The organism is Klebsiella sp. 141161 (assembly GCF_050600815.1).
Lineage (GTDB): Bacteria > Pseudomonadota > Gammaproteobacteria > Enterobacterales > Enterobacteriaceae > Klebsiella > Klebsiella aerogenes.
In genome coordinates, this window is record NZ_JAQIRN010000002.1 from 533,407 (window position 1) to 557,806 (window position 24,400).

Genomic DNA, 24,400 nt, shown 5'->3' on the forward strand with positions numbered 1-24,400 from the left:
TTAAAGAGGATGAGGATATCAATCAGGCTAGCGGCAAATAAATATCGGTGCGGAGTTCATGCTCGCCAACTTCATGCACAAAATTGAGGTAGCGGAAGTACACCGGAAAATCCCTTAGCGTCTCCCCGGCGGCGGGTAGCCAGTCGCGATAGAGGAACCAGACGCTTTGCGCCAGCGTGTCCAGCGAACCGTGGTGGCGGGCCACGGCGCAACGGCCTGCCGGGATCTCGCCGTTAATCACGCCAAACGCGTTTTCGCTAATCGGCCGATCGACGGTACCGCAGATATCAAAACGAAATGCGTCGCCTGGCGTTGTTTGCGGATCGTCCCAGGCAATGCCCCAGGTTTCGCTGGTGGCGACTGGCGACAGCCCGCTCGTTTTACGCCATGCGATAAAACGCGCGGCGGTGGCGTTGACCAGGTCCGGGCTCCCGCGATGTTGTAGTATGGCGACCCTTGTAGCTGGAAATTGAATGATGTTTACGTCCATCGAAGTTTGCTCCTGTAGCGTATGTTTCGGTACGCGTCGATGCCACTCGGCCCAATCCGGTCGCTGACGGAACTGAGTCGGGCTTTGATCAAACGCGGTACGGAAGGCGCGACTGAACGACTCCGAATTTTGAAATCCGGCATCAAGGGCAATATCGATGATTTTATCGTGCGGGTTGAAGGCCAGGCGCCAACAGGCGCGCCGCAGGCGTAACCACTGAATATACCGGTACAGCGGAACGCCGGTATACGCGCTAAATTGCCGGTGAAAATGGTAAGGCGAGCTATACGCAATCGCGCTCAGCGCCTCCAGCGTTAGCGGCTCATCAAGATGGTTCTCAATGTACAAACAGACTCGCTGAAAACGCCCGACGTACGCCGGGCTGGCCTTAATATCGTTCATCGTCTCCTCCACGCGACACACTCTGCCAGAGCGAGGATAGCGATTCCTGACCGATCTTGCGCACTCTGGCGCGGGCGTTATGGCGTGATTTTACGGATCTGCTTCACGTCGATCTCGACCGAGTTCCAGTCTTTATCGACTTCACCCTGAATTTCTACCGTATCCTGCGGGCCGACGGTGACGCCGTTCCAGCGCTTGTGGTCGATATCGACGTTCACCACGCCGGAGGCATCCTGGAATTTATACAGGTCATCAGAGATGCGCTCGACGATTTTACCGCGCAGGGTCACCCAGGTGTCATCACGCAGCGACTTGGCGTTCGCCACGGTGGTCACCGCGCCGCTCGGCCCGGTGAAGCCGCCGGCCTGCGAGGTGGTGGTAGTCGACGGCCCGGTGAATCCACCCTGCCCGGCGGCCAGTACCGGCATGGAAACCAAAGCAATAATCGCGGTCATCGCAGCAATTTTTTTCATCTTATATTCTCCCTTTTGTGTTGGTATGGCTCCTATTACGCCTGACAAAACTTAACGACTTCTTAAGCGGAAAAAAGAAATTTTAATGCTGTACATCCCCTACTTCAACGCGGTTTACTGCGCAAAGAAACGGGATCGGCGGAGGGAAACATGCGCATATTATTGGTAGAAGATGACAAACTGATCGGCGACGGCATCAAAGCCGGGCTGAGCAAAATGGGCTTCAGTATCGACTGGTTCACCGCAGGCCAGGAGGGCAAAAATGCCTTATATAGCGCCCCTTACGACGCCGCGATACTTGACCTTACCCTCCCCGGCATTGACGGCCTCGATATTCTGCGCGAATGGCGCGATAAAGGCCGTAATGAACCCGTGCTGATCCTCACCGCCCGCGACGCGCTGAGCCAGCGGATCGAAGGGCTACAGCTCGGCGCCGATGACTATCTGTGTAAACCCTTCGCCCTGATAGAGGTGGCGGCGCGTCTCGAAGCGCTGATCCGCCGCGCTCACGGCCAGAGCAGCAGCGAGCTACGCCACGGCAAGGTGAGCCTCGATCCAAACCGCTTAACCGCCAGCCTCGACGGCGAAAGCCTGGCGCTGAAGCCTAAGGAGTTCGCCCTGCTGGAACTGCTTATGCGCAACGCCGGGCGCGTGTTGCCGCGTAAGCTTATCGAGGAAAAACTCTATAACTGGGACGACGAGGTCTCCAGCAACGCCGTGGAAGTACACGTTCATCATCTGCGGCGCAAACTCGGCAGCGGTTTTATCCGCACCGTGCACGGCATCGGCTATACCCTGGGTGACGCATGAAACGACTCGCCCGTTTAAGCCTGCGCCTGCGCCTGACGCTGCTGTTTGTCCTGCTCACCAGCGCCGCCTGGGGGATCGCCAGCGTTATCGCCTGGCAGCAGACCAGTGAAAAGCTGGATAAGCTGTTTGATACCCAACAACTGCTCTTCGCCCGCCGCCTGAGCGCGATGAATGTCGATGAGCTGCAGACGCGACCGGCGCAGATCCGCGAAAAGAAAAAAGTTAAACACGGCCATCTTGATGATGACGCGCTGGCCTTCGCTCTCTTCACCCGCGACGGGAAAATGGTGCTTAACGATGGTGAAAACGGCGAAGACATTCAATGGGGCTCGCAGCGCGAAGGCTTCAGCGATGGCTACCTGCGCGGCGATGACGACCAATGGCGCTTCTTGTGGCTGACCACCGCTGACGGCCGCCATCGTATCGCCGTCGGTCAGGAGTGGGATTATCGCCGGGAAATGGCGATGGATATCGTGACCTCGCAGCTCACGCCGTGGCTGGTCGCGCTACCGCTGATGTTCGTGTTGCTCATCGTACTATTAAGCCGCGAGCTGGCGCCGTTGAAGAAACTGGCTCGCACCCTGCACCAGCGCGCGCCGGACTCGGCGGAACGTCTGTCGGACGACAAAATCCCTTCAGAAGTTCGCCCGCTGGTCGATGCCCTGAACCAACTGTTCAGCCGTACCCACGAAACCATGCTGCGCGAGCGCCGCTTTACCTCTGATGCCGCCCATGAGTTGCGCAGCCCGCTGGCGGCGCTGAAAGTGCAAACCGAAGTTGCCCAGCTTTCAATGGACGATCCTGAAGGTCGGGATAAAGCGTTGGCGCAATTACATCAGGGCATCGACCGCGCTACCCGACTGGTCGATCAATTACTTACGCTGTCGCGGTTGGATTCCCTGGCGCAACTGGATGACGTGCAGCCGGTCGCCATCGACGACCTGCTGCAGTCGGCGGTGATGGAGATGTATCACCACGCGCAGCAGTCCGCCATTGAGCTACGCCTGCATCTGAATGCCAGCAATATCGTCCGTACCGGCCAGCCGCTGCTGCTAAGCCTACTGGTACGCAACCTGCTGGATAATGCCGTGCGCTATAGCCCGCGCGGTAGCCGGGTGGATATTACGCTTTCCGCCCGCGAGTTCCGGGTTCGCGACAATGGTCCAGGCATTAGTCCGCAAGCCCTGGCGCGCATTGGCGAGCGTTTTTATCGTCCGCCGGGCCAGGACGCCCCCGGCAGCGGATTAGGCTTATCGATCGTTCGCCGCATCGCCTCGCTGCACGGTATGCGGGTTGATTTTGCTAACGCGCGCGGCGGCGGCTTCGAGGCGCGCGTTTACTGGTAGCCGCATTATTGCCAAAAATGCAAAAGACTTTGCACATTTTGCTCATTTTACTGCCCCGCTTCGCGGGGTAAAATTGCCGACAAATTTAATAGATTGAGGGCAAAAAATGAGCAATATCCTGATTATCAACGGGGCGAAAAAATTCGCTCACTCTAATGGCCAATTAAACGACACCCTGACCGAGGTCGCGGATGGTTATCTGCGCGACGTCGGGCATGATGTTAAAATCGTCCGCGCGGAAAGCGAGTACGATGTAAAAGAAGAAGTGCAGAATTTCCTGTGGGCCGATGTGGTTATCTGGCAGATGCCGGGCTGGTGGATGGGCGCGCCGTGGACCGTGAAAAAGTACATGGATGACGTCTTCACCGAAGGCCATGGTTCTCTGTACGCCAGCGATGGCCGTACCCGCTCCGATGACAGCAAAAAATATGGCTCCGGCGGATTGATTCAAGGCAAACAGTACATGCTGTCGCTGACCTGGAATGCGCCGATGGAAGCCTTCACCGATAAAGATCAATTCTTCCACGGCGTCGGCGTTGATGGCGTTTACCTGCCGTTCCACAAAGCCAATCAGTTCCTTGGCATGAGCGCGATGCCGACCTTTATCGCCAACGACGTGATTAAAATGCCTGACGTTCCCCACGTCATCGCAGAATATCGCAAGCATCTGGCCGAGATTTTTGGTTAACTAGATGTCTACACTCGCTGTTATTCAAGTCACTAACCTTGAAGTATGGCGAGTTTACACACAGAAGGAGTTGAGTTAACCATGTTAACAGTGATTGCCGAAATTCGTACTCGTCCGGGCCAACACCACCGTCAGGCGGTACTGGATCAGTTCGCTAAAATTGTCCCAGTGGTACTGCAGGAAGAAGGCTGCCACGGCTACACGCCGCTGGTTGACCACGCTGCCGGCGTGAGTTTCCAGACTTCCGCCCCGGATTCGATCGTCATGGTCGAGCAGTGGGAAAGCGTCGCGCATCTTGAAGCGCATCTGCAAACGCCGCACATGAAGGCTTACGCTGAAGCGGTCAAAGGCGACGTGCTGGAAACCAGCATCCGCATTCTGCAGGCTGGCGTATAAGCCCGGCAGAAGTAAAAAAGGGAGCCTCAGGCTCCCTTTTTCGCATCTGGCGGCTGACGTCGGCTTAGGCTTCGAGATCCGCCATATCGCCTTTTTCCTGCAGCCAGTTGCGACGGTCTTCAGAACGCTTCTTGGCCAACAGCATATCCATCACCGCGGTCGTTTGCTGCTCGTCTTCATCGGTGATGATGAGCTGCACCAGGCGGCGGGTGTTCGGGTCGAGCGTGGTTTCACGTAGCTGCATCGGGTTCATCTCGCCCAGCCCTTTAAAGCGCTGTACGTTCGGCTTACCCTTCTTACGCTTCAACTGCTCCAGCACGCCGGCTTTTTCTTCTTCCGTCAGCGCGTAGTAAACCTCTTTACCCAGGTCGATACGATACAGCGGCGGCAGCGCGACGTACACGTGCCCCTCTTTCACCAGGGTACGGAAATGCTTCACGAACAGCGCGCACAGCAGGGTAGCGATGTGCAGACCATCCGAGTCGGCATCGGCGAGAATACAGATTTTACCGTAACGCAGCTGGCTTAAATCATCGCTATCCGGGTCGATACCAATCGCCACCGAAATGTCGTGCACCTCTTGCGAAGCGAGCACTTCATCGGAAGAGACTTCCCAGGTATTCAGGATCTTGCCTTTCAGCGGCATGATCGCCTGATATTCACGGTCGCGCGCCTGTTTCGCCGAACCGCCCGCAGAATCCCCTTCGACGAGGAACAGTTCGGTGCGGTTCAGGTCCTGCGCGGTGCAATCCGCCAGCTTACCCGGCAGCGCCGGGCCGCTGGTGAGCTTTTTGCGCACCACTTTCTTGGCGGCGCGCAGGCGACGCTGAGCGCTGGAAATGGCCATTTCCGCCAGCAGCTCCGCAGCCTGTACGTTCTGATTCAGCCACAGGCTGAAGGCGTCTTTAACCACCCCGGAGACGAATGCCGCGCACTGACGCGACGACAGACGTTCTTTAGTCTGCCCGGCGAACTGCGGATCCTGCATTTTCACCGACAGTACGTACGCGCAGCGATCCCAGATATCTTCCGCCGACAGCTTCACGCCGCGCGGCAGAATATTGCGGTATTCGCAAAACTCGCGCATCGCGTCGAGCAACCCCTGACGCAGACCGTTAACGTGCGTACCGCCCTGCATGGTCGGGATCAGGTTTACGTAGCTTTCAGTCAGCAGTTCGCCGCCTTCCGGCAGCCACAGCAGCGCCCAATCCACCGCTTCCGTTTCGCCGGAGAAGTTACCGACAAACGGTTTTTCCGGCAGCAGCGGCAGGCCATTGACCGCCTCGCACAGATAATCATTAAGGCCGTCCGCATAGCACCAGCGCTGTTCGCTGTTGTTCACCTGGTCGCGGAAAACAATTTCCACGCCCGGGCACAGCACCGCTTTCGCTTTTAACAGGTGAGTTAGCCGCGAGACGGAGAAACGCGGGCTATCGAAGAAGCTTTCATCTGGCCAGAAATGGACGCTGGTCCCGGTGTTGCGTTTACCGCAGGTGCCGGTGACGCGCAGGTCTTCAACTTTTTCCCCGTTCTCAAAGGCGATGCTGTAGACCTGGCCATCGCGGCGCACGTTGACTTCCACGCGTTTAGACAAGGCGTTGACGACAGAAATCCCCACCCCATGCAGGCCACCGGAGAACTGGTAGTTCTTGTTGGAAAACTTCCCGCCCGCGTGCAGCCGACAAAGGATCAGCTCAACCGCCGGAACCCCTTCTTCCGGGTGGATATCAACCGGCATCCCGCGCCCATCGTCGATAACTTCCAACGATTGATCGGCATGAAGGATGACCTCCACGCGTTTGGCGTGACCAGCCAGTGCTTCATCCACACTGTTATCAATAACTTCCTGACCAAGATGGTTAGGACGGGTTGTGTCGGTGTACATTCCCGGGCGGCGGCGAACCGGCTCAAGCCCGGTGAGTACCTCAATGGCATCAGCGTTATATGAAGATTGCGTCATGGTGTGTATTCGTAGGTCGTTCTGAACCGCTTAGCGCAGGCCCAGAAAATCGATAATCTGGGTGAAATGATCTTCAAAGCCAACAAATGCGTGATTACCGCCCTCCTCGACCGTTTGACGGCAGGAGGCGAAGTAGTCAACAGCCTGGCGGTAATCAAGCACTTCATCGCCCGTTTGCTGCAATAACCAGATAAGGTCAGGCGCTTCCAGCGGGTCGATATGCATGACTTTAAGATCGTAAATATGGCGAGACTCTAGCACATATTGCTGCCCGGTGTACGGATTCTCATTGGGGCCAAGAAAATTGTTCAGCAGTTCAAATGGCCGCACCGCCGGGTTAATCACCACCGCCGGCAGCATAAAACATTGCGACAGCCAGGTAGCGTAGTAGCCGCCCAATGACGACCCCACCACGCCTAACGGCTCGCCGCCGTGCTCCAGCACGATAGCTTCCAGCATCTCTGCCGCCTGCGCCGGGAAAGCAGGCAGTTCCGGCACCACCATGTTAATTTCCGGGTGGTGCTGCGTCAGCCACGTTTTCAGCGCCGTCGCTTTTGCCGAGCGCGGCGAGCTGTTAAATCCGTGCAGATAAAGAAGAGTAGACATCAGTATCCTTCTGAAGCGATATCCGGGTGAAACTCGGCGCCGCTGAGACGACAGACTTCAGTCGTCAACGCGCCATCGGGATGCAGCTCAAGCCAGCGCCAGCCAGGAGAGACGGTATCGAGGGTGAAATTAGCGCAGTGCGGCTTAAACTGTACGCAGGTCGATGGCGTCGCCATCATCCGCCGCCCGTTCCAGTCGAGATCCAGCTCCTGGTGAATATGGCCACACAGCAGGTGCTTAACCCGCGGATAGTTGCTCAGGATGTGATCTAACGCGCCGGCGTTGCGCAGGCTATGCTGATCGAGCCAGCTACAGCCCGCCGGCAGCGGATGATGATGCAGTAACAGCAGCGTGTAGCGCTCAGGTTCCGCATTCAATTGATGCTCAAGCCACTCCAGTTGGAAATCGCTCAGCTCGCCGTGAGGCACGCCAAAGACCTGGCTGTCCAGCAGCAGGATTTGCCAATGGTCGCCCAACAGGACGCGTTTTGCGGGGGAGATGCCGGCATCGTGCAGCGTGCTGTACATCGCCGGTTGGAAATCATGGTTTCCCGGCAGCCAGACGCAGGGTGCGGCAAAGCTCGCGATGCCTTCAGCGAAATGCTGATAGGCCGCGGCAGAGTGGTCTTGCGCCAGATCGCCTGTTGCTACAATCAGGTCGCATTCACGCTGTGAGGCATGTATCGCATCCAATACAGCCTGATAACTTTCCCAGGTATTGATACCCAACAGCGTTTCATGTTTTTCAGCAAACAGGTGAGTATCAGTAATTTGTAATATCCTGACTCTGGCCTCACCAGCCAGAGGTAGGTTTAACAGGCTTTCCAAATGGTGTCCTTAGGTTTCACGACGCTAACAAACCGGAATCGCCATCGCTCCATGTGCTAAACAGTAACGCAGCCAGTCGGCCAGAAACTGATTAATTTGATGCTTTTCGTCGCGTTGATGCAACTTTTTATTAGGATAATCATATCTCGCTTTGAAGCGAAAAATCTGCTGACTTGAACACACTTCAGCCACCATGGCGTCGTGATACAGGCGCACCGTCATTGACGGCAGGCTCCAGTAGCTCACCGCAGGCATAGTCTGTTCTATTGTCACTAATGTAGTGTAGCGGGTCGATTCGACCACCGTTAATCGGTATTGCGCCGCACCCACCTGATAGTTCGCCATATCGCCAACCGCCTCAGTGCGAGGCAACAGGCGGCGCAGCTGGGCGAAATTGGTTTCGCACAGGCGCATCATTTCCGGGAAGTCAGGTGTATAACGCTTCATATTATTTCCACTCGTTTCGTAAGCTATGATAATGCAGCTGCAGCCATTGCAGGGCGATGACAGAAGCTGCGTTGTCGATTTTCCCCTCTTCTACCCACTGGTAAGCCTGTTCCCGGCTCACCACATGCACCCGAATATCCTCGTTTTCTTCGGCCAGGCCGTGAATGCCTTTTGCCGTCGATGCATCAACTTCGCCCACCAGGATCGATAACCGTTCGCTGGTGCCGCCAGGGCTTGCCAGATAGCTTAATATTGGTTTGGTACGCCCAACTTCAAGCCCGGCCTCTTCCAGCGCTTCGCGGCGGGCGACATCCTCTACCGTTTCGCCTTCTTCTATCATCCCGGCGACCATTTCCAGCAGCCACGGGCTCTCGCTGGTATCATAGGCGGCAATGCGGATCTGCTCGACCAGCACAACTTCATCGCGTACCGGGTCAAAGGGTAGCAAGACCGCGGCGTGCCCGCGCTCAAAAATTTCGCGGGTCACCTCGCCGCTCATCCCGCCGTTAAACAGGCGATGGCGAAAACGATACAAATCGAGCGAAAAAAAACCGCGATAAAGCGTTTCGCGTGCAATAATTTCTACATCGTTTTTAGAGAAGGTAATTCCCTGCTGATTGGGTTTGCTCATTGTCTGTGTCCTGCTCATCCGAAAGTAGGGATTTATAGGCCGTTTGGCTACCGTTTTACAGCCTGTATGTTAGATTGGTGCAAATTACCGCCCTATGGCACGTAACGCCAACTTTTTACGGCGACAGAGTCGATACAATCAGCGATTATTTTTAGAATTTGAGTAGCGCTAAATGCTTCACAACAAGGAATGCAAATGAAGAAACTTTTTCCCATCCTTATCGGCCTGGGCCTGACTGGCTTCAGCGCCATGAGCCAGGCAGAGAACCTGTTGCAGGTTTATCAGCAGGCGCGTATTAGCAACCCTGATCTGCGTAAATCGGCAGCCGATCGCGATGCTGCATTCGAAAAAATCAACGAAGCGCGTAGCCCATTACTGCCGCAACTCGGTCTGGGCGCGGATTATACCTATACCAATGGATTCCGTGACAGTAACGGTCTTAATTCCAATGTCACCAGTGGTTCACTGCAGTTAACGCAAACCCTGTTCGATATGTCGAAATGGCGCGCGCTGACCCTGCAGGAAAAAGCGGCGGGCATTCAGGATGTCACCTATCAGACTGACCAGCAAACGCTGATTCTGAATACCGCGACGGCTTACTTTAAAGTTCTGGCCGCTATCGATACGCTCTCCTATACCGAAGCCCAGAAACAGGCCATCTACCGCCAGTTGGATCAAACCACCCAGCGTTTTAACGTGGGCCTGGTTGCCATCACCGACGTGCAGAACGCCCGCTCACAATACGACGCCGTGCTGGCAAATGAAGTGACCGCGCGTAACGACCTCGACAACGCCGTTGAAGAGCTGCGTCAGGTCACCGGCAACTACTATCCGGAGCTGGCGTCGCTGAACGTTAACGGTTTCAAAACCAACAAACCGCAGGCGGTGAACGCGCTGCTGAAGGAAGCGGAAAACCGCAACCTGTCGCTGCTGCAGGCGCGTCTGAACCAGGATCTGGCGCGTGAGCAGATTCGCCAGGCGCAGGATGGTCATTTGCCAACACTTAGTCTATCCGCTTCAAGTTCGGTATCGAATACCAGTTATAGTGGTTCAAAAACTCATGCTAATTCTCAGACTAGCATTCAACAGTATAAAGATAACGATGCCGGCCAGAACCAAATCGGCCTGAACTTCTCTCTGCCGCTGTATCAGGGCGGGATGGTTAACTCGCAGGTGAAACAGGCGCAGTACAACTTCGTCGGCGCCAGCGAGCAGCTGGAAAGCGCGCACCGCAGCGTGGTGCAGACCGTGCGTTCGTCGTTTAACAACGTGAATGCCTCCATCAGCAGCATCAATGCCTACAAACAGGCGGTGGTCTCTGCGCAGAGCTCCCTGGATGCGATGGAAGCGGGTTATTCGGTGGGTACGCGTACCATCGTTGACGTGTTGGATGCGACCACCACGCTGTACAACGCCAAGCAGCAGCTCTCCAACGCCCGTTATAACTACCTGATCAACGAGCTGAACATTAAGTCTGCTCTTGGTACGCTGAACGAACAGGATCTGATTGCGCTGAACAACACGCTGGGTAAAGCGATTCCGACTTCACCAGACAGCGTCGCGCCGGAAAACCCGCAGCAGGACGCCGCTGCTGACGGTTATGCGAACACCGCCTCCGCACAGCCGGCTGCCGCCCGTACGACGAAGACCAGCGGTTCCAATCCGTTTAGTCACTAATCGTTGAACGTGATTACGCCTCGTCTGGCCTTCGGCTCAGGCGGGGCGTAAAACGTAAGACAACGTAAAGACCCCCGCTTTTCCCCTCTTTCGCTTCATTTTCCACCACTCATACTCTATCCTGAGCGTTGACAAACGCACTACCACTGGGTCCTGGAAGACAAATATGAAACGGACAAAAAATATTAATCATGCGTCGTTCCGCAAAAGCTGGAGCGCTCGCCACCTGACGCCGGTCGCCCTTGCCGTCACCGCCGTCTTTATGCTCGCCGGTTGCGAAAAAACTGACGAGACGGTTTCTCTGTATCAGAACGCCGATGACTGCTCCGCGGCTAACCCAAGCAAAGCCGCAGAGTGCACCACCGCCTACAATAACGCGGTGAAAGAAGCCGCGCGCACCGCGCCGAAATACGCCAGCCGTGAAGACTGTGTCGCCGAGTTCGGCGAAGGCCAATGCCAGCAGGCGCCGGCTCAGGCGGGCGTCGCCCCGGAAAACCAGGCGCAGGCGCAAAGCAGCGGCAGCTTCTGGATGCCGCTGATGGCCGGTTACATGATGGGCCGCCTGATGGGCGGTGGCATGGCCGCGCAGCAGCCGCTGTTTAGTTCGAAAAACCCGGCCAGCCCGGCCTACGGCCAGTACACCGATGCCAGCGGTAAGAGTTACGGCGCGGCGCAACCGGGTCGTACCATGAACGTGCCGAAAACCGCGATGGCGCCGAAGCCGGCCACCACGACGACCGTCACCCGCGGCGGTTTTGGCGAATCCGTTGCTAAGCAATCGACGATGCAGCGTAGTGCCGCGGGCTCCAGCTCCTCTTCACGCTCGATGGGCGGTTAAGCGGCATGGAAAGAATCAGCATTACCGAGCGCCCGGACTGGCGCGAGAAAGCGACCGAGTATGGCTTCAATTTTCACACCATGTACGGCGAGCCGTACTGGAGCGAAGAGGCCTACTACAAGCTGACGCTGGCGCAGGTTGAAAAGCTCGAAGCGGTCACCGCCGAGCTGCATCAAATGTGTCTACAGGTCGTTGAGAAAGTGATCGCCAGCGACGAGCTGATGACCAAATTCCGCATCCCTAAACACACCTGGGGCTTTGTGCGTCAGTCGTGGAAAACCAACCAGCCGTCGCTGTACTCGCGTCTGGATCTGGCCTGGGATGGCGTGGGCGAGCCGAAGCTGCTGGAGAACAACGCGGATACGCCAACCTCGCTATATGAAGCAGCGTTCTTTCAATGGATCTGGCTAGAAGATCAGCTTAACGCCGGTAATTTGCCTGCCGACAGCGATCAGTTCAACAGCCTGCAGGAAAAACTGATTGAACGCTTCGGCGAGCTGCGTGAACAGTTTGGCTTCCAACTGCTGCATATGGCCTGCTGCCGCGATACCGTTGAAGACCGCGGCACCGTGCAATATCTGCAGGACTGTGCGGCAGAAGCGGGCGTCGCCACCGAGTTCTTGTATATCGAAGATATCGGTCTTGGCGAGAAAGGCCAGTTTACCGATTTGCAGGATCAGGTCATCGGCAATCTGTTCAAGCTTTATCCGTGGGAATTTATGCTGCGCGAGATGTTCTCCACCAAGCTGGAAGACGCCGGCGTACGCTGGCTGGAGCCAGCGTGGAAGAGCATTATCTCCAATAAAGCGCTGCTGCCGATGCTGTGGGAAATGTTCCCCAACCACCCTAACCTGTTGGCGGCTTACTTCAGCGAAGATAACCATCCGCAGCTTGAGAAGTACGTCATTAAGCCGATTTTCTCCCGCGAAGGCGCTAACGTGTCAATCGTTGAAAATGGCAAAGTGGTGGAAGCGGTGGAAGGCCCATACGGGGAAGAAGGCACTATCGTGCAGGAGTTTTATCCGCTGCCGAAATTTGGCGATAGCTTTACGCTGATTGGCAGCTGGCTTATTAACGACCAGCCTGCCGGGATCGGCATTCGTGAAGATCGGGCGCTGATCACCCAGGATCTTTCGCGTTTCTATCCGCACATTTTCGTCGAATAACGGCAAACCCCGGCAACCTGAGTGGCCGGGGTTTTTTCATGTGCGATAGCTGCCGTTACGCGGCACCCACCACCACCGACAGCATACTTAGCGACCCCATCTCCATCCCTTCGACCGGGATCGTTATCGGCTCTTCGCCATCCCACGCCCCCAGAATATAGAGCAGCGGCAGGAAGTGCTCAGCCGTTGGGTTAGAGAGCGATCCGCCTTCGTGGCTTAAATAGTTCACCAGCGGATGCGCGTCGACCGGCCCTTTCCAGGTTAAATTCGCTTTCACATAGTCGTTAAACGACTCGGCCCACGGATACGGCGTACTTTCGCCATGCCAGCGTGCGGTGCGCAGGTTATGTACCACGTTGCCGCTCGCCACCAGCATAATGCCTTCATCACGCAGCGACGCCAGCTTACGCCCCATCTCCAGATGCCACGCCGCGGGCTTGGTGCTATCGATACTTAACTGAACCATGGGAATATCGGCATCAGGGTACATTTTGATCAGCACGCCCCACGAACCGTGATCAAAACCCCACGCCTCTTTATCGAGGGCAACGGGTACCGGCGCCAGCAGATCAACCAGATGCTGCGCCAGCTCCGGCGATCCCGGCGCAGGGTAGTGCGTATCGTATAAGGCCTGCGGGAAACCGCCAAAATCATGAATGGTTTTCGGCGCTTCCATCGCCGTCACGCCCGTCCCGCGGGTAAACCAGTGCGCGGAGATAACCACGATAGCCTTTGGACGCGGCAGCGTTTCGCCGAGATGACGCCAGGCGCGGGTATAAATATTATCTTCCAGCACGTTCATCGGGCTACCATGGCCTAAAAACAACGCTGGCATACGGGTACGGGACATGATGGTATCCTTCAGTAGGGAGTATTTGATTCCTTCACATTACGCGCTTTTAGCCGCAGATAAACTCAGATAAGCGTGATGATCATCATCAGAAAATTTGAAGGTGAAAAATCTCTCCCATGTACCCGCAGAGAAAGCATATTAGCTCGCCCCAGAAACAACAAAGCCCACCGTAAAGTGGGCTTGTCATCAAAGCAGCGGCAACTTAGCTGGCTTTGCGATCGTGCTCGCGGCGGTAAGCCACCAGGTCTTCAATGGTGACCACGGCCATGTTGTGCTGCTGAGCGAACTTGATGCACTCCGGCGCGCGCGCCATGGTGCCATCGTCGTTAGTCAGTTCACAGAGAACGCCTGCCGGTTTAAAGCCCGCAAGGGTCACCAGGTCGATGGTCGCTTCAGTGTGGCCGCCGCGGGTCATTACGCCGCCTGGCTGCGCGCGCAGCGGGAAGACGTGGCCCGGACGGTTGAGATCGGAAGGTTTCGCGCCATCGGCAATGGCGGCGCGCACGGTCGTGATGCGGTCAGCGGCGGATACGCCGGTGGTTACGCCTTCTGCCGCTTCGATGGTCACGGTAAAGCCGGTGCCGTAGGCGCTGGTGTTGTTCTCCACCATCATCGGCAGGTCAAGCTGCTTGCGGCGGTCTTCGGTCAGGCACAGGCAGACAATGCCGCTGCCGTGACGAATGGTCAGCGCCATTTGCTCAACGGTCATGGTTTCGGCGGCGAAGATCATATCGCCTTCGTTTTCACGGTCTTCATCATCAAGCACCATCACACCGCGGCCTTCGCGCAGTGCGTCTAAAGCGTGTTCCACACGTTCAAAAGCGGTACCAAAAGAAGAAAGGAGCGTCTGATTCATGGTAAAAAAACCTCATTAAAATTATGGTTACCAGAATCAGGGCAGTCTTAGGAGTGCCGGTTTAGCGGCAAAAGTCAACGCAAGCGGATCGTAATCCGACTGAGCCGTTACTCTCTCCCATCCGGACTTTAACCGTCGGCCCCGGAATTACACCGGATCTGCTGACCTTCCCGTTTTCACAGGAAGCGCTCGCGGGCTTTCAACGCATAGGTTGATTTACCGCCGGTGGGGAATTTCGCCCCGCCCTGAGAATAAGCGAGATAACTATAACGCCATTAACTATCTTCATCAATGGCTACTCGCTATACATCTGACATTTGTGGTTTATAGGCGCTCCCGTTCGCACTACAATGAACTGTAACTAGACCAGCGCAGGAATCCGCCATGATTGACCCGAAAAAAATTGAACAAATCGCCCGCCAGGTCCATGAATCGATGCCGAAAGGCCTTCGCGATCTTGGAGATGACGTAGAAAAGAAAATCCGCCAGGTACTGCAATCGCAGTTAACTCGCCTGGATTTGGTCAGCCGCGAAGAGTTCGATGTGCAAACACAGGTTCTGCTGCGCACCCGCGAAAAGCTGGCTTTACTTGAGCAGCGCATTAGCGATCTGGAAAGCCGCTCAGCTGCCCCGAAGAGCGAAGAACAGCAATAAAAAACGGGCCTGATGGCCCGTTTGAGATTGATGACAAATCTCATGCAACCTTTGCAGTTACAGATTGCAGCAGATGAAAAACATGGAAAATCAATTTATTGATTTTCGGCTGATAACCACAAAGAAGGAAAAACCACGCTTTTTCCTTCTTTGTCAGCAGTCTGACGGGCCTGATGGCCCGTTTTCATTTGGCTTAGTGCTCTAGCTCGGCCGTGCTATTCACCTGGCGACAATAAAGCTCATAGCGTTGGCAAAACCATTCACGATGTTCCTCATCCATATTGCCGACAATAGCCTGAAGATCAACCGAGTGGCCCTGTGCGTGCATCCTGGCGAAACTACGTGCCAGAAAATCGAAGTTCTTCATAGAATACATATCGTTATGGTTCATCCGCATACTCCTTCAGCCGTTGGCGTTCTGATTGGTCATATGCCTTTTACTCACTTCAGTATTTACGCTTACCTTAACGCACTTTGTACGAAAAATGCGCTTAACCGGGTTGTTTATTGCGCTAAATCATTTTCCGCATGATTAAATAAAAACGGCCCGCGAAGGTATCCCCGCAGGCCGTTGTAGACCGCTCCGTTCAGAGCGGTAAAGCGTATTGATTACTTGTCGCTATCTTTCTGAATCTTCTTGATAATATTGGTTGTCGAGCAGCCATCTTCAAAGTTGAGCACCAGCACTTCGCCGCCGTTGGCCCATACCTCTTCGCTGCCGGCAATTTGCTCCGGCTTGTAATCGCCGCCTTTCACCAGCAGATCCGGCAGGATCCCGGCAATCAGCCGCTGCGGAGTATCTTCTTCAAATGACACCACCCAGTCGACAGCTTCCAGCGCACCCAGCACGATCATCCGCTGTTCCAGCGGGTTAACCGGGCGGGTTTCGCCTTTCAGACGTTTGGTTGAGGCATCGCTGTTGACGGCGACGATCAGTCGATCGCCCAGCTTGCGCGCATTGGCCAGATACGAGACGTGGCCCGCGTGCAGAATGTCAAAGACGCCGTTGGTCATCACCACTTTTTCGCCACGCTTACGCGCCGCGGCAACCGCCTGTTTCAGCTCTTCTTCGCTCATCACGCCAAACCCGGTATCGGCACGCCCGCGCACCGCGTTTTCCAGCTCGATTGGCGAAACGGTGGAAGTCCCCAGCTTGCCAACCACCACACCGGCCGCGGCGTTAGCGAAATAGCAGGCCTCTTCCAGCGTGTTGCCCGCCGCCAGCGTCGCCGCCAGCACGCCGATAACCGTGTCGCCTGCGCCGGTGACGTCATACACTTCCTGCGCCTGGGTCGGCATATGCAGCGGCGGACGACCCGGCTGCAGCAGCGTCATACCCTGCTCGGAGCGCGTTACCAGCAGTGCGGAAAGCTCGAAGTCGGCGATGATTTTCATCCCGCGTTCGACGATTTCTGCTTCATCCTTACACTTTCCGGCGACCGCTTCGAATTCAGACAGGTTCGGCGTCAGCAGCGTCGCCCCGCGGTAGCGTTCAAATTCAGTGCCTTTCGGATCAATCAGCACCGGAACGCCAGCATCACGCGCCAGCTTAATCATGGTCTGCACGCTGGCCAGCGCGCCTTTCGCGTAGTCTGACAGCACCAGCGCGCCGATTGAACCCAGCGCCTGCTGAATACGTTCATGCATCGGCTGTGGATCGACCCCGGAGAAGCCCTCTTCAAAATCGAGGCGGATCAGCTGCTGGTTGCGCGACAGCACGCGCAGTTTGGTGATGGTCGGATGCGTCGGTACCGAAACGAAATCACACTTCACTTTTACGTCAGCCAGCGCTTTGCTAAGCGCGCGTGCGGCATCGTCGATACCGGTCAGGCCGACCAGACGAGAAGTCGCGCCGAGCGAAGCAATGTTCATCGCCACGTTAGCCGCGCCGCCAGGGCGTTCTTCGATATTTTCCACCTTCACCACCGGCACCGGGGCTTCCGGGGAAATACGGCTGGTAGGGCCATACCAGTAGCGGTCCAGCATCACATCGCCTACCACCAACACTCCTGCACGTTCAAACTCTGGCAGCGTTACTTTCATTACTCTCTCCTGCGAGATGCAAACTTTGCGCGCGATAATAGCACACCCGATTTGTTAATTAAGCCATCAACCACTTCTGCCAGCTGGCGCTCACCTGCTGGCGTTCACCGTCAAAGGCATCCGGCGCAACGTGGCCCGGCTGCTCCTGCAGCGCCAGATGGTGCAACGCATCGCGTAGCGTGGTGTAGGCATGGGTAAGCGCCCGCGCTTCTTCCTCATCCATGATGTCGTTCTGCGCCAGCAGTTCCAGAATACGCACATTATCGGACCAGCGCGTCAGCTTCGGCTTTTCATGCGCGTAGCGCAGCACCAGGTACTGGGTGATAAATTCAATATCGGTGATCCCGCCGGCATCGGCTTTGATATCAAAGCGATCGCGCTGCTTATTGCCGAGATGGGCGCGCATCTTTTCCCGCATCTCACGTACTTCGGTTTGCAGCGTCGCGCCTTCACGCGGAGTGGTCAGGATATCGCGGCGGATCGCATCGAAGCGCGCCTGCAGCGCCGGGTCGCCATACACCACCCGGGCGCGAACCAGCGCCTGATGTTCCCAGGTCCAGGCTTCATTGCGCTGATAATCGGCAAAGGCGTCGGCGGTAGTCACCAGCATGCCCGCCGCGCCGGATGGACGTAAGCGAGCGTCCACTTCATACAAGATGCCCGACGAGGTGCGGGTGCTGAAAAGATGCATGATCCGCTGGGCAAGGCGCAGATAGAACTGGCGGCCATCGATTTCTCGCTCGCCGTCGGTCATCACCTCCATTGGACAGTCGTGGAGGAAGACCAGGTCGAGGTCGGAACTATAACCCAGCTCCCAACCGCCGAGTTTACCGTAACCCACTACCGCAAAACCGCGCCCCTGACGGTCGCGCAGATGGGTCGGCTGGCCGTAGCGGGCGACCATCTGTAGCCACGCCTGCTGAACTACCGCATCGATCATCGCCTCGGCAAGCCAGGTTAAGTGATCGCTCACTTTCATCACCGGTAGCGTGCCGGCAATATCGGCGGCGGCGATGTGCAACAATTGCGCCTGTTTAAACTGACGCAGCGCTTCCAGCTGCTGTTCTTCGTCTTCTTCCGGCACGCGCAGCAAATACTGGCGCAGCTCGTCGCGGTACGCATCGGTCGCCGTCGGTTGATAAAGCGAGTTCGGATCCAGCAGTTCGTCCAGCAGCAGCGGGTGGCGCGCCAGCTGGCTGGCAACCATCGGCGAAGCGGCGCACAGGCTAATCAGGTGTTTTAACGCGCCGGGGAATTCGCTGAGCAGCTCCAGATAGGTGGTACGGGTGACGATTCCGGTCAGCAACGGGGTGATTCGCGCCAGCGGCAGCGGCGCATCCGCCCGCGAGCAGACCTCGCTGAGCAGATGCGGCATCAGCTGGTCGAGTACCTGCCGCCCGCGTGGGCCGATGGTGCGCCGGTCGAGCTCTTTGCGAAAATCAGCGATCAGCGCCAACACGCTGCGCCGATCGTTGTCGTCAAGATGAGCCAGCGCCGGCGTAGTGTCGTCTTCTTCCAGCGCGTCCTGCCACAGTTCGCGCCAGTACTCTTCCAGTTGTTCATCCGGCGATTGCGCCTCGTCGTCGCCGATAAGCTCGTTAAAGACGCGACGCACGCGGCGCATCTGCTCTTCCAGCTGTGCGCTGAGCGTCTGCCAGTCGGCGACGCGCATCCCCCACGCCAGACGCGCGCGGTTAAGCTCATCCTGCGGCAGAGTTTGGGTTTGCTCGTCGTTAATGCTCTGCAGCAGGTTTTCGAGACGGCGCAGGAACAGGTAGGCTTCGCGCAGCTGGGCGGCATCGCCTTCCGGCAACAAATGCAGCTCGTCAATCGCCGTCAGCGTCGGCAACAGCGCGCGCTGCTGCAAGGCCGGTTCGCGACCGCCGCGGATCAGCTGGAAAACCTGAACGATAAATTCGATTTCGCGGATGCCGCCCGCGCCAAGCTTGATGTTGTCTGTCAGGCCGCGGCGGCGCACTTCACGGGCAATCATCCCCTTCATATTACGCAGTGACTGAATAACGCTAAAATCGATGTAGCGGCGGAAGACGAACGGGCGCAGCATGGCGCGCAGTTCGTTGGCGTGCTCGCCGTCGTTATCGCCCATGATCCGCGCCTTTACCATCGCGTAACGCTCCCAGTCGCGCCCCTGCTCCTGGTAATAATCCTCCAGCGCCGCAAAGCTCAACACCAGCGGGCCGCTGTCGCCAAATGGTCGCAGACGCATATCCACGCGGTAGACGAAACCATCCTGCGTCGGCTGATCGAGTACTTTGATTAACCGCTGGCCCAGACGGGTAAAGAACTGGCCGTTATCCAGCTCGCGACGTCCGCCCTGGGTGGCGCCGTGTTCCGGCCAGGCAAAAATCAGGTCGATATCGGAAGAGAAGTTAAGCTCGCCGCCGCCCAATTTCCCCATGCCCAGGATCATTAGCGGCTGCGCTTCGCCCTGCGCATTGCACGGCGTCCCCCACTCCCGGCAGCAGGCGGCGTACAGCCAGTCGCGGGCGGCGACGATTAAGGTCTCCGCCAGGGCGCTGAGCTGCTGCAAACTGCTCTCTTCGCTCACCAGCAGCAGCGCCTGCGCCCAGGCGATACGCACCATTATCCGGCGGCGGAACTGGCGTAGCTCGCGCATTAGCGCGGCCTCGTCAGTCACGTTTTGTAGCTGTTCCGCCAGCCAGTCGCCGTAATGGCGCCATTCGTCGGCCTGCGGCGGCGCGCTTTCCAGTTCAGCCAGCCACTGCGGCTGAGCGACCAGACTCTGTTCAGCAAACTCGCTGAACGTCATCACCGACTGCGCCTGCGAACTTAACGTTTGCAGGGAAAAATCTGCCGGAAGCCGGTTTACAACCGTCTGCCAGTGCTGCTGTAACTGCGAAGAAAGCGCCATTATAGGGGTCTCCCTGGCCTGAAATTATCGTTTTCCACTATGCAGCCAGAATGGTTCCGCGGCCAGCGCCTGACGACGGAAATATTCGATGACGCTGCGGTCATTGTTCTCGATAGCGCGGCGCACCTCTTGCCAGTTTTCCAGCCAGGCCTCGGCGACCTCGGCATAGGCGCTGGAAAGCAATTGAATACTGTCGATCTCGCGCGCCAGACGCGTGAGCCGATCGCTATAGTCGTCCTGCGTCTGCTGGAAGTTGCTTTTCAGATCCGCCGCGGCTCGCGACAGCTGAATATCGGCAAAGCGTTTGAACGAACCGGCGATTTTCTTTTGCCCCGCGTCGTTGAGGAACGAACGCCAACCGCGGGTAACCAGCCATTCGGTCAGCAGCAGTTTGGCGCCAACCGTAGCGCGGTTGAACAACGCCGCTTCGGCTTTCTCCGCTCCGTCCAGCGCCGCTTCGGCCTCAGTGAGCGATTCACGCAACTGTACGGTGGCTTTTCGCGGCACAATGCCGCCAAACAGCACCAGCGCATGGCGTACGCGAGCCATCGCCCGCTGGATTTCACGTTTAGCGGCCGCGTTGCCCCGGTTCCAGACTTCATCATGATAGAGCCAGTGCGCCAGCGCGCTTTCCAGCGCCGCTTCCAGCCCCTGCTCGACGCTGGCTTTGGCCGCCACGCCTACTACCGTTAACGGTTTAACCGGGCGCGCTTCGTTGCCCTGCGCCAGCTGATAGCCACGCGCCGCTTTACTCAGGCTGCCCTGGCGCAATACGCCGGTTGCCAGTAAACGTCGCGCCAGCGCCAGAATGTCGGCGGTATCGCCGCTCAACAGCTCAAGCTCCAGTTCGCAAATGGCTTCCTGATGCTCACCGGCTTTGACGTCGCCAAGGTCAAGAGCTATCTCAATCTGGCTATCGCCCTCTTTCACCACCCATTTTTCACGGAGGAAATCAGTGCTAAACAGCGGCTGCACATTTTGCGCCAGTTCTGCCGGCAATTGCCCCTGCGGCCAGACTTCAGCCGGCAGCTTATCCAGCGCCAGCTCAGCTTTTTCCAGCGGAATATTGTATTCCGGACGCTGATGCAAACCGCCCACCACCCGACCGGCAATTTTCAGCGTCATTTCATAGCGCTCCCGATCGCCGCGGATCCGCAAGCCCATGTCGTGACGACGCAGCCAGTTATCGGCGGTTTCGTAGTAAATATTCAGCAGTTGACCTGCCGGTGTGTGCTTCGCGTCCAGCGTATTGAGATGCTGGCGCAGCGCCTCAACGCCGTCGTGGGCAACGATAAACTTCAGTTCGATTTCTTGAGCCATGGCTGAATTCTTCCACCTGATAAGCGTCGCCGGGAAAATGCGGCGAACTAATGACGATATTTTTTGTCAGTAAATAGTATTTTGCGGCGAATCGCCATGCAATGCGCATTTGCCAGCTGCATTTGGATGATTCCGATTGTGGCGGAAAACTTTGCGTCGCTCTGGCGATGCCACTACTATCGTTCAACTTTTTATGACCAAACGATGACCTGATGCCAAAATTACGCCTTATTACCTTTACATTGCTAGCGCTTAGCGCCGCTACGGCGGTTCACGCAGAAGAAAAGCGCTACGTTTCCGATGAGCTGAACACCTGGGTTCGCAGCGGTCCTGGCGATAACTATCGTCTGGTCGGCACCATTAACGCCGGCGAAGCCGTCGACGTTCTGCAAACCAATGACAGCACGAATTACGCGCAGGTACGCGACAGCAACGGCCGTACCGCCTGGATCCCGCTGAAAGAGCTGAGCAACGAGCCCAGCCTGCGCATTCGCGTGCCGGATCTGGAAAATCAGGTCAAAACGCTGACCGACAAGCTGAACAATATTGACGCCACCTGGAACCAGCGTACCGCCGACATGCAGAAAAAAGTCGCCGGTAGCGATGGCGCGATCAACGCTCTGAAAGAAGAGAACCAAAAGCTGAAAAACGAGCTGGTTGTCGCTCAGAAGAAGGTGAACGCGGCGAATCTGCAGCTTGATGATAAACAGCGCACCATTATCATGCAGTGGTTTATGTACGGCGGCGGCGTGCTTGGCGTCGGTCTGATCCTTGGCCTGGTGCTGCCGCATCTGGTACCAAGCCGCAAGCGTAAAGACCGGTGGATGAACTAATTCGTCTTCTCTGCCAGACTTACGTATCATCTTGCGAAAAGTCGATGCGGGAGAAACAGGCGTGAAGATTTATTTGGTCGGTGGTGCGGTACGAGATGCGTTATTAGGACTACCGGTCAAAGACAGAGACTGGGTGGTGGTTGGCGCCACGCCCCAGCAGTTGCTCGACGCGGGCTACCAGCAGGTAGGCCGCGATTTTCCCGTGTTTCTTCACCCGCAAAGCCGTGAAGAGTACGCCCTCGCGCGTACCGAACGTAAATCCGGTTCCGGCTATACCGGTTTCACCTGTTATGCCGCCGCTGACGTCACCCTTGAGCAAGATCTACTGCGCCGCGATCTCACCATTAACGCGCTGGCTCAGGACACTGACGGTCAGATTTACGACCCCTATGGCGGCCAGGCCGATTTACGCCAGCGCCTGCTGCGCCACGTCTCCCCAGCCTTTAGCGAAGATCCGCTACGCGTACTGCGCGTCGCGCGTTTTGCCGCACGCTATGCCCATCTCGGTTTTCGCATTGCCGATGAAACCATGGCGCTGATGCGCGCGATGGCGGACGCCGGCGAACTGGCGCATTTAACCGCGGAGCGGGTATGGAAAGAGACGGAGAACGCGCTTAGCACGCGTAACCCGCAGGTCTTTTTCCAGACCCTGCGCGACTGCCACGCGCTGAAGGTTCTGTTCCCGGAAATCGACGCCCTGTATGGCGTACCCGCGCCGGCCAAATGGCATCCGGAAATCGATACCGGCGTACACACCCTGATGACGCTCACCATGGCGGCGATGCTATCGCCGGCCATCGACGTCCGTTTCGCCACCCTGTGCCACGATCTTGGTAAAGGTTTAACGCCCAAAGAGTTCTGGCCGCGCCACCACGGCCACGGCCCGGCGGGAGTGAAGCTGGTGGAACAGATTTGCCAGCGCCTGCGGGTGCCAAACGATATCCGCGATCTGGCCAGATTGGTCGCCGAATTCCACGATCTGATCCACACCCTGCCGATTCTGCAGCCAAAAACCATCGTGAAGCTGTTTGATAGCATCGATGCCTGGCGCAAGCCGCAGCGTGTACAGCAAATCGCCCTCACCAGCGAGGCCGACGTGCGTGGGCGTACCGGTTTTGAGTCCTGTGATTATCCGCAGGGGCGCCTGCTGCTTGAAGCCTGGGAAGTGGCGCAGTCGGTCTCCACTAAAGATGTGGTAGCGGAAGGTTTCAAAGGGCCGGAGATTCGCGAAGAGCTGACGCGGCGCAGAATTGCGGCCGTGGGGCAGTGGAAAGAACAACGTTGCCCCCAGCCGCAAGGCTGAGGGCCAGGGCCTTAGAAGAAGACCACGTAGACGGCTGCCGCGACGATAAAGCGGTAGATTGCAAACGGAATAAACGAAATACGTTTAATCAGCTGCAGGAAGGTTTTAATCGCAATCAGCGCCACGATGAACGCCATGATAAAACCGACGGCGAACATCGGAATATCCCCGGCGTTAAGAAAGCCGATGCTCTTGTAGACGTCCAGCACGGTGGCGCCCATCATCATCGGCACCGCCAGCAGGAAAGAGAACTCCGATGCCGCATAGCGGCTAACGCCCATCAGCATACCGCCGGAAATGGTCGCCCCGGAGCGAGAGAAGCCCGGCCACAGCGCCAGACACTGGAAGCAGCCGATGGCGAACGCCTGACGATAGGTCATATCGTCAATCCCCACCGCGCGCGGTTGTTTCGGTTTGAACAGTTCCGCCGCGATCAGCAGGAAACCGCCGACAATCAGCGCGTACATCACGTTAACCGGGTTAAACAGCGATTTAATCAGGTCATGGAACACCAGCCCCAGCACCACCGCCGGGATCATGCCTAACAGGATATGAATCAACGACAGACGCCCGCTGCCTTCGCCTTCATGCACCGGCGGGCGGCCAAAATGAATGCCGATCAGGCCAAACAGTCGACGCCAGAACACCACGACGACCGCGAGAATAGATCCTAATTGAATTACGACTTCAAAAGTATTGGCGGTATCCCCTTCAAAGCCAAGGAGATGACCAACAATAATCATATGTCCCGTACTGGAAACCGGTAAAAACTCCGTCAACCCTTCAACCACACCCAAAATTGCCGCTATCAGCAGCGAGTGTAAATCGCCCATTCAATAAACCCTTAAAAGAAAAAGTAAAATTAAAATCCAGGCACTAAGACCGGTA

General features: G+C 56.8%; 25 protein-coding genes and 1 riboswitch. Of the genes, 11 read left to right on the plus strand and 14 right to left on the minus strand.

Going from position 1 to position 24,400, the window contains the following annotated elements; genetic code table 11:
- Positions 1 to 22: 22 nt before the first annotated feature.
- Positions 23 to 892, minus strand: a complete 870-nt coding sequence (locus PGR79_RS07135) for an AraC family transcriptional regulator (protein WP_113373072.1) — start codon at positions 890 to 892, stop codon at positions 23 to 25.
- Between the two features lie 77 nt (positions 893 to 969).
- On the minus strand, positions 970 to 1,365 hold the full coding sequence (locus PGR79_RS07140) for a YgiW/YdeI family stress tolerance OB fold protein (protein ID WP_015369658.1): 396 nt from the start codon (positions 1,363 to 1,365) through the stop codon (positions 970 to 972).
- A 150-nt stretch (positions 1,366 to 1,515) separates the two neighbouring features.
- On the opposite strand from PGR79_RS07140, the gene qseB reads away from it, so the two are divergent.
- The 4 genes from qseB (at position 1,516) to PGR79_RS07160 (ending at position 4,605) form a co-directional block, all read left to right on the plus strand.
- The gene (qseB, locus tag PGR79_RS07145) at positions 1,516 to 2,175 is read left to right on the plus strand and encodes a quorum sensing response regulator transcription factor QseB (RefSeq protein WP_113373073.1); all 660 of its coding nucleotides are present in this window, start codon (positions 1,516 to 1,518) and stop codon (positions 2,173 to 2,175) included.
- Positions 2,172 to 3,521 (plus strand): quorum sensing histidine kinase QseC, encoded by a 1,350-nt coding sequence (gene qseC / locus PGR79_RS07150; RefSeq protein WP_430921349.1) that lies wholly within the window; start codon positions 2,172 to 2,174, stop codon positions 3,519 to 3,521. The genes qseB and qseC overlap by 4 nt, the downstream gene beginning before the upstream one ends.
- Before the next feature lie 106 nt (positions 3,522 to 3,627).
- Positions 3,628 to 4,209 (plus strand): NAD(P)H-dependent oxidoreductase, encoded by a 582-nt coding sequence (locus tag PGR79_RS07155; protein ID WP_020077910.1) that lies wholly within the window; start codon positions 3,628 to 3,630, stop codon positions 4,207 to 4,209.
- Positions 4,210 to 4,290: 81 nt separating this feature from the next.
- Positions 4,291 to 4,605 carry a putative quinol monooxygenase gene (locus PGR79_RS07160; protein WP_213316620.1) on the plus strand — a complete coding sequence of 105 codons (315 nt, stop codon included), beginning with the start codon at positions 4,291 to 4,293 and terminating at the stop codon, positions 4,603 to 4,605.
- 64 nt (positions 4,606 to 4,669) lie between these two features.
- On the opposite strand, the gene parE is transcribed toward PGR79_RS07160, so the two are convergent.
- Genes parE through nudF form a run of 5 tightly spaced genes read right to left on the minus strand, consistent with a single transcriptional unit; the run spans position 4,670 to position 9,076 of the window.
- A complete protein-coding gene (gene parE / locus PGR79_RS07165) occupies positions 4,670 to 6,565 on the minus strand; it encodes a DNA topoisomerase IV subunit B (RefSeq protein WP_015369653.1) in 1,896 nt (631 codons plus the stop codon).
- Between the two features lie 30 nt (positions 6,566 to 6,595).
- Positions 6,596 to 7,171, minus strand: a complete 576-nt coding sequence (gene yqiA / locus PGR79_RS07170; protein WP_213316621.1) for an esterase YqiA — start codon at positions 7,169 to 7,171, stop codon at positions 6,596 to 6,598.
- Positions 7,171 to 7,998 carry a 3',5'-cyclic-AMP phosphodiesterase gene (gene cpdA / locus PGR79_RS07175; RefSeq protein WP_087859822.1) on the minus strand — a complete coding sequence of 276 codons (828 nt, stop codon included), beginning with the start codon at positions 7,996 to 7,998 and terminating at the stop codon, positions 7,171 to 7,173. Before cpdA ends, yqiA begins: the two co-directional genes overlap by 1 nt.
- Before the next feature lie 24 nt (positions 7,999 to 8,022).
- Positions 8,023 to 8,445: a DUF1249 family protein gene (locus PGR79_RS07180; RefSeq protein ID WP_015703512.1), complete on the minus strand. Its 423-nt coding sequence runs from the start codon at positions 8,443 to 8,445 to the stop codon at positions 8,023 to 8,025.
- A 1-nt stretch (position 8,446) separates the two neighbouring features.
- The gene (nudF, locus tag PGR79_RS07185) at positions 8,447 to 9,076 is read right to left on the minus strand and encodes an ADP-ribose diphosphatase (RefSeq protein WP_015369649.1); all 630 of its coding nucleotides are present in this window, start codon (positions 9,074 to 9,076) and stop codon (positions 8,447 to 8,449) included.
- A gap of 195 nt (positions 9,077 to 9,271) precedes the next feature.
- Here nudF and tolC point away from each other — a divergent pair, with 195 nt between their 5' ends.
- From tolC to PGR79_RS07200, 3 genes are all read left to right on the plus strand, one after another.
- Positions 9,272 to 10,753: an outer membrane channel protein TolC gene (tolC, locus tag PGR79_RS07190; RefSeq protein WP_045392183.1), complete on the plus strand. Its 1,482-nt coding sequence runs from the start codon at positions 9,272 to 9,274 to the stop codon at positions 10,751 to 10,753.
- Positions 10,754 to 10,919: 166 nt separating this feature from the next.
- Positions 10,920 to 11,591: a DUF1190 family protein gene (locus PGR79_RS07195; protein WP_015369647.1), complete on the plus strand. Its 672-nt coding sequence runs from the start codon at positions 10,920 to 10,922 to the stop codon at positions 11,589 to 11,591.
- A gap of 5 nt (positions 11,592 to 11,596) precedes the next feature.
- The gene (locus PGR79_RS07200) at positions 11,597 to 12,757 is read left to right on the plus strand and encodes a glutathionylspermidine synthase family protein (RefSeq protein WP_430921351.1); all 1,161 of its coding nucleotides are present in this window, start codon (positions 11,597 to 11,599) and stop codon (positions 12,755 to 12,757) included.
- A gap of 55 nt (positions 12,758 to 12,812) precedes the next feature.
- On the opposite strand, the gene ygiD is transcribed toward PGR79_RS07200, so the two are convergent.
- Positions 12,813 to 13,607 (minus strand): 4,5-DOPA dioxygenase extradiol, encoded by a 795-nt coding sequence (gene ygiD, locus PGR79_RS07205; RefSeq protein WP_087859824.1) that lies wholly within the window; start codon positions 13,605 to 13,607, stop codon positions 12,813 to 12,815.
- A gap of 205 nt (positions 13,608 to 13,812) precedes the next feature.
- Entirely contained in the window at positions 13,813 to 14,466 is a 654-nt protein-coding gene (gene ribB / locus PGR79_RS07210; protein WP_015703517.1) for a 3,4-dihydroxy-2-butanone-4-phosphate synthase, read from the minus strand.
- 105 nt (positions 14,467 to 14,571) lie between these two features.
- Positions 14,572 to 14,723, minus strand: a riboswitch (FMN riboswitch).
- Positions 14,724 to 14,850: 127 nt separating this feature from the next.
- Here ribB and ubiK point away from each other — a divergent pair.
- Positions 14,851 to 15,120, plus strand: coding sequence for a ubiquinone biosynthesis accessory factor UbiK (gene ubiK, locus PGR79_RS07215; protein WP_015369643.1), 270 nt, complete (start codon positions 14,851 to 14,853; stop codon positions 15,118 to 15,120).
- A gap of 193 nt (positions 15,121 to 15,313) precedes the next feature.
- Here ubiK and glgS read toward each other — a convergent pair whose 3' ends face one another.
- Positions 15,314 to 15,511: a cell surface composition regulator GlgS gene (glgS, locus tag PGR79_RS07220; RefSeq protein WP_087859826.1), complete on the minus strand. Its 198-nt coding sequence runs from the start codon at positions 15,509 to 15,511 to the stop codon at positions 15,314 to 15,316.
- Here glgS and PGR79_RS07225 point away from each other — a divergent pair.
- Complete coding sequence (locus PGR79_RS07225) at positions 15,503 to 15,652, plus strand: hypothetical protein (protein WP_316424706.1); 150 nt, start codon at positions 15,503 to 15,505, stop codon at positions 15,650 to 15,652. The genes glgS and PGR79_RS07225 overlap by 9 nt on opposite strands.
- A 77-nt stretch (positions 15,653 to 15,729) precedes the next feature.
- On the opposite strand, the gene hldE is transcribed toward PGR79_RS07225, so the two are convergent.
- From hldE to PGR79_RS07240, 3 genes are read right to left on the minus strand one after another with little or no spacing between them, the layout of a single operon-like run.
- Positions 15,730 to 17,163 (minus strand): bifunctional D-glycero-beta-D-manno-heptose-7-phosphate kinase/D-glycero-beta-D-manno-heptose 1-phosphate adenylyltransferase HldE, encoded by a 1,434-nt coding sequence (gene hldE / locus PGR79_RS07230; RefSeq protein WP_015369639.1) that lies wholly within the window; start codon positions 17,161 to 17,163, stop codon positions 15,730 to 15,732.
- A gap of 58 nt (positions 17,164 to 17,221) precedes the next feature.
- Positions 17,222 to 20,059: a bifunctional [glutamate--ammonia ligase]-adenylyl-L-tyrosine phosphorylase/[glutamate--ammonia-ligase] adenylyltransferase gene (gene glnE, locus PGR79_RS07235; protein ID WP_430921427.1), complete on the minus strand. Its 2,838-nt coding sequence runs from the start codon at positions 20,057 to 20,059 to the stop codon at positions 17,222 to 17,224.
- Positions 20,060 to 20,080: 21 nt separating this feature from the next.
- Positions 20,081 to 21,376, minus strand: a complete 1,296-nt coding sequence (locus PGR79_RS07240; protein WP_213793606.1) for an inorganic triphosphatase — start codon at positions 21,374 to 21,376, stop codon at positions 20,081 to 20,083.
- A 212-nt stretch (positions 21,377 to 21,588) separates the two neighbouring features.
- On the opposite strand from PGR79_RS07240, the gene PGR79_RS07245 reads away from it, so the two are divergent.
- Positions 21,589 to 22,209, plus strand: coding sequence for a TIGR04211 family SH3 domain-containing protein (locus PGR79_RS07245; protein WP_087859830.1), 621 nt, complete (start codon positions 21,589 to 21,591; stop codon positions 22,207 to 22,209).
- Positions 22,210 to 22,270: 61 nt separating this feature from the next.
- Positions 22,271 to 23,512 carry a multifunctional CCA addition/repair protein gene (locus PGR79_RS07250; protein WP_430921354.1) on the plus strand — a complete coding sequence of 414 codons (1,242 nt, stop codon included), beginning with the start codon at positions 22,271 to 22,273 and terminating at the stop codon, positions 23,510 to 23,512.
- Positions 23,513 to 23,523: 11 nt separating this feature from the next.
- On the opposite strand, the gene bacA is transcribed toward PGR79_RS07250, so the two are convergent.
- On the minus strand, positions 23,524 to 24,345 hold the full coding sequence (gene bacA, locus PGR79_RS07255; RefSeq protein WP_087859832.1) for an undecaprenyl-diphosphate phosphatase: 822 nt from the start codon (positions 24,343 to 24,345) through the stop codon (positions 23,524 to 23,526).
- Between the last annotated feature and the right edge of the window lie 55 nt (positions 24,346 to 24,400).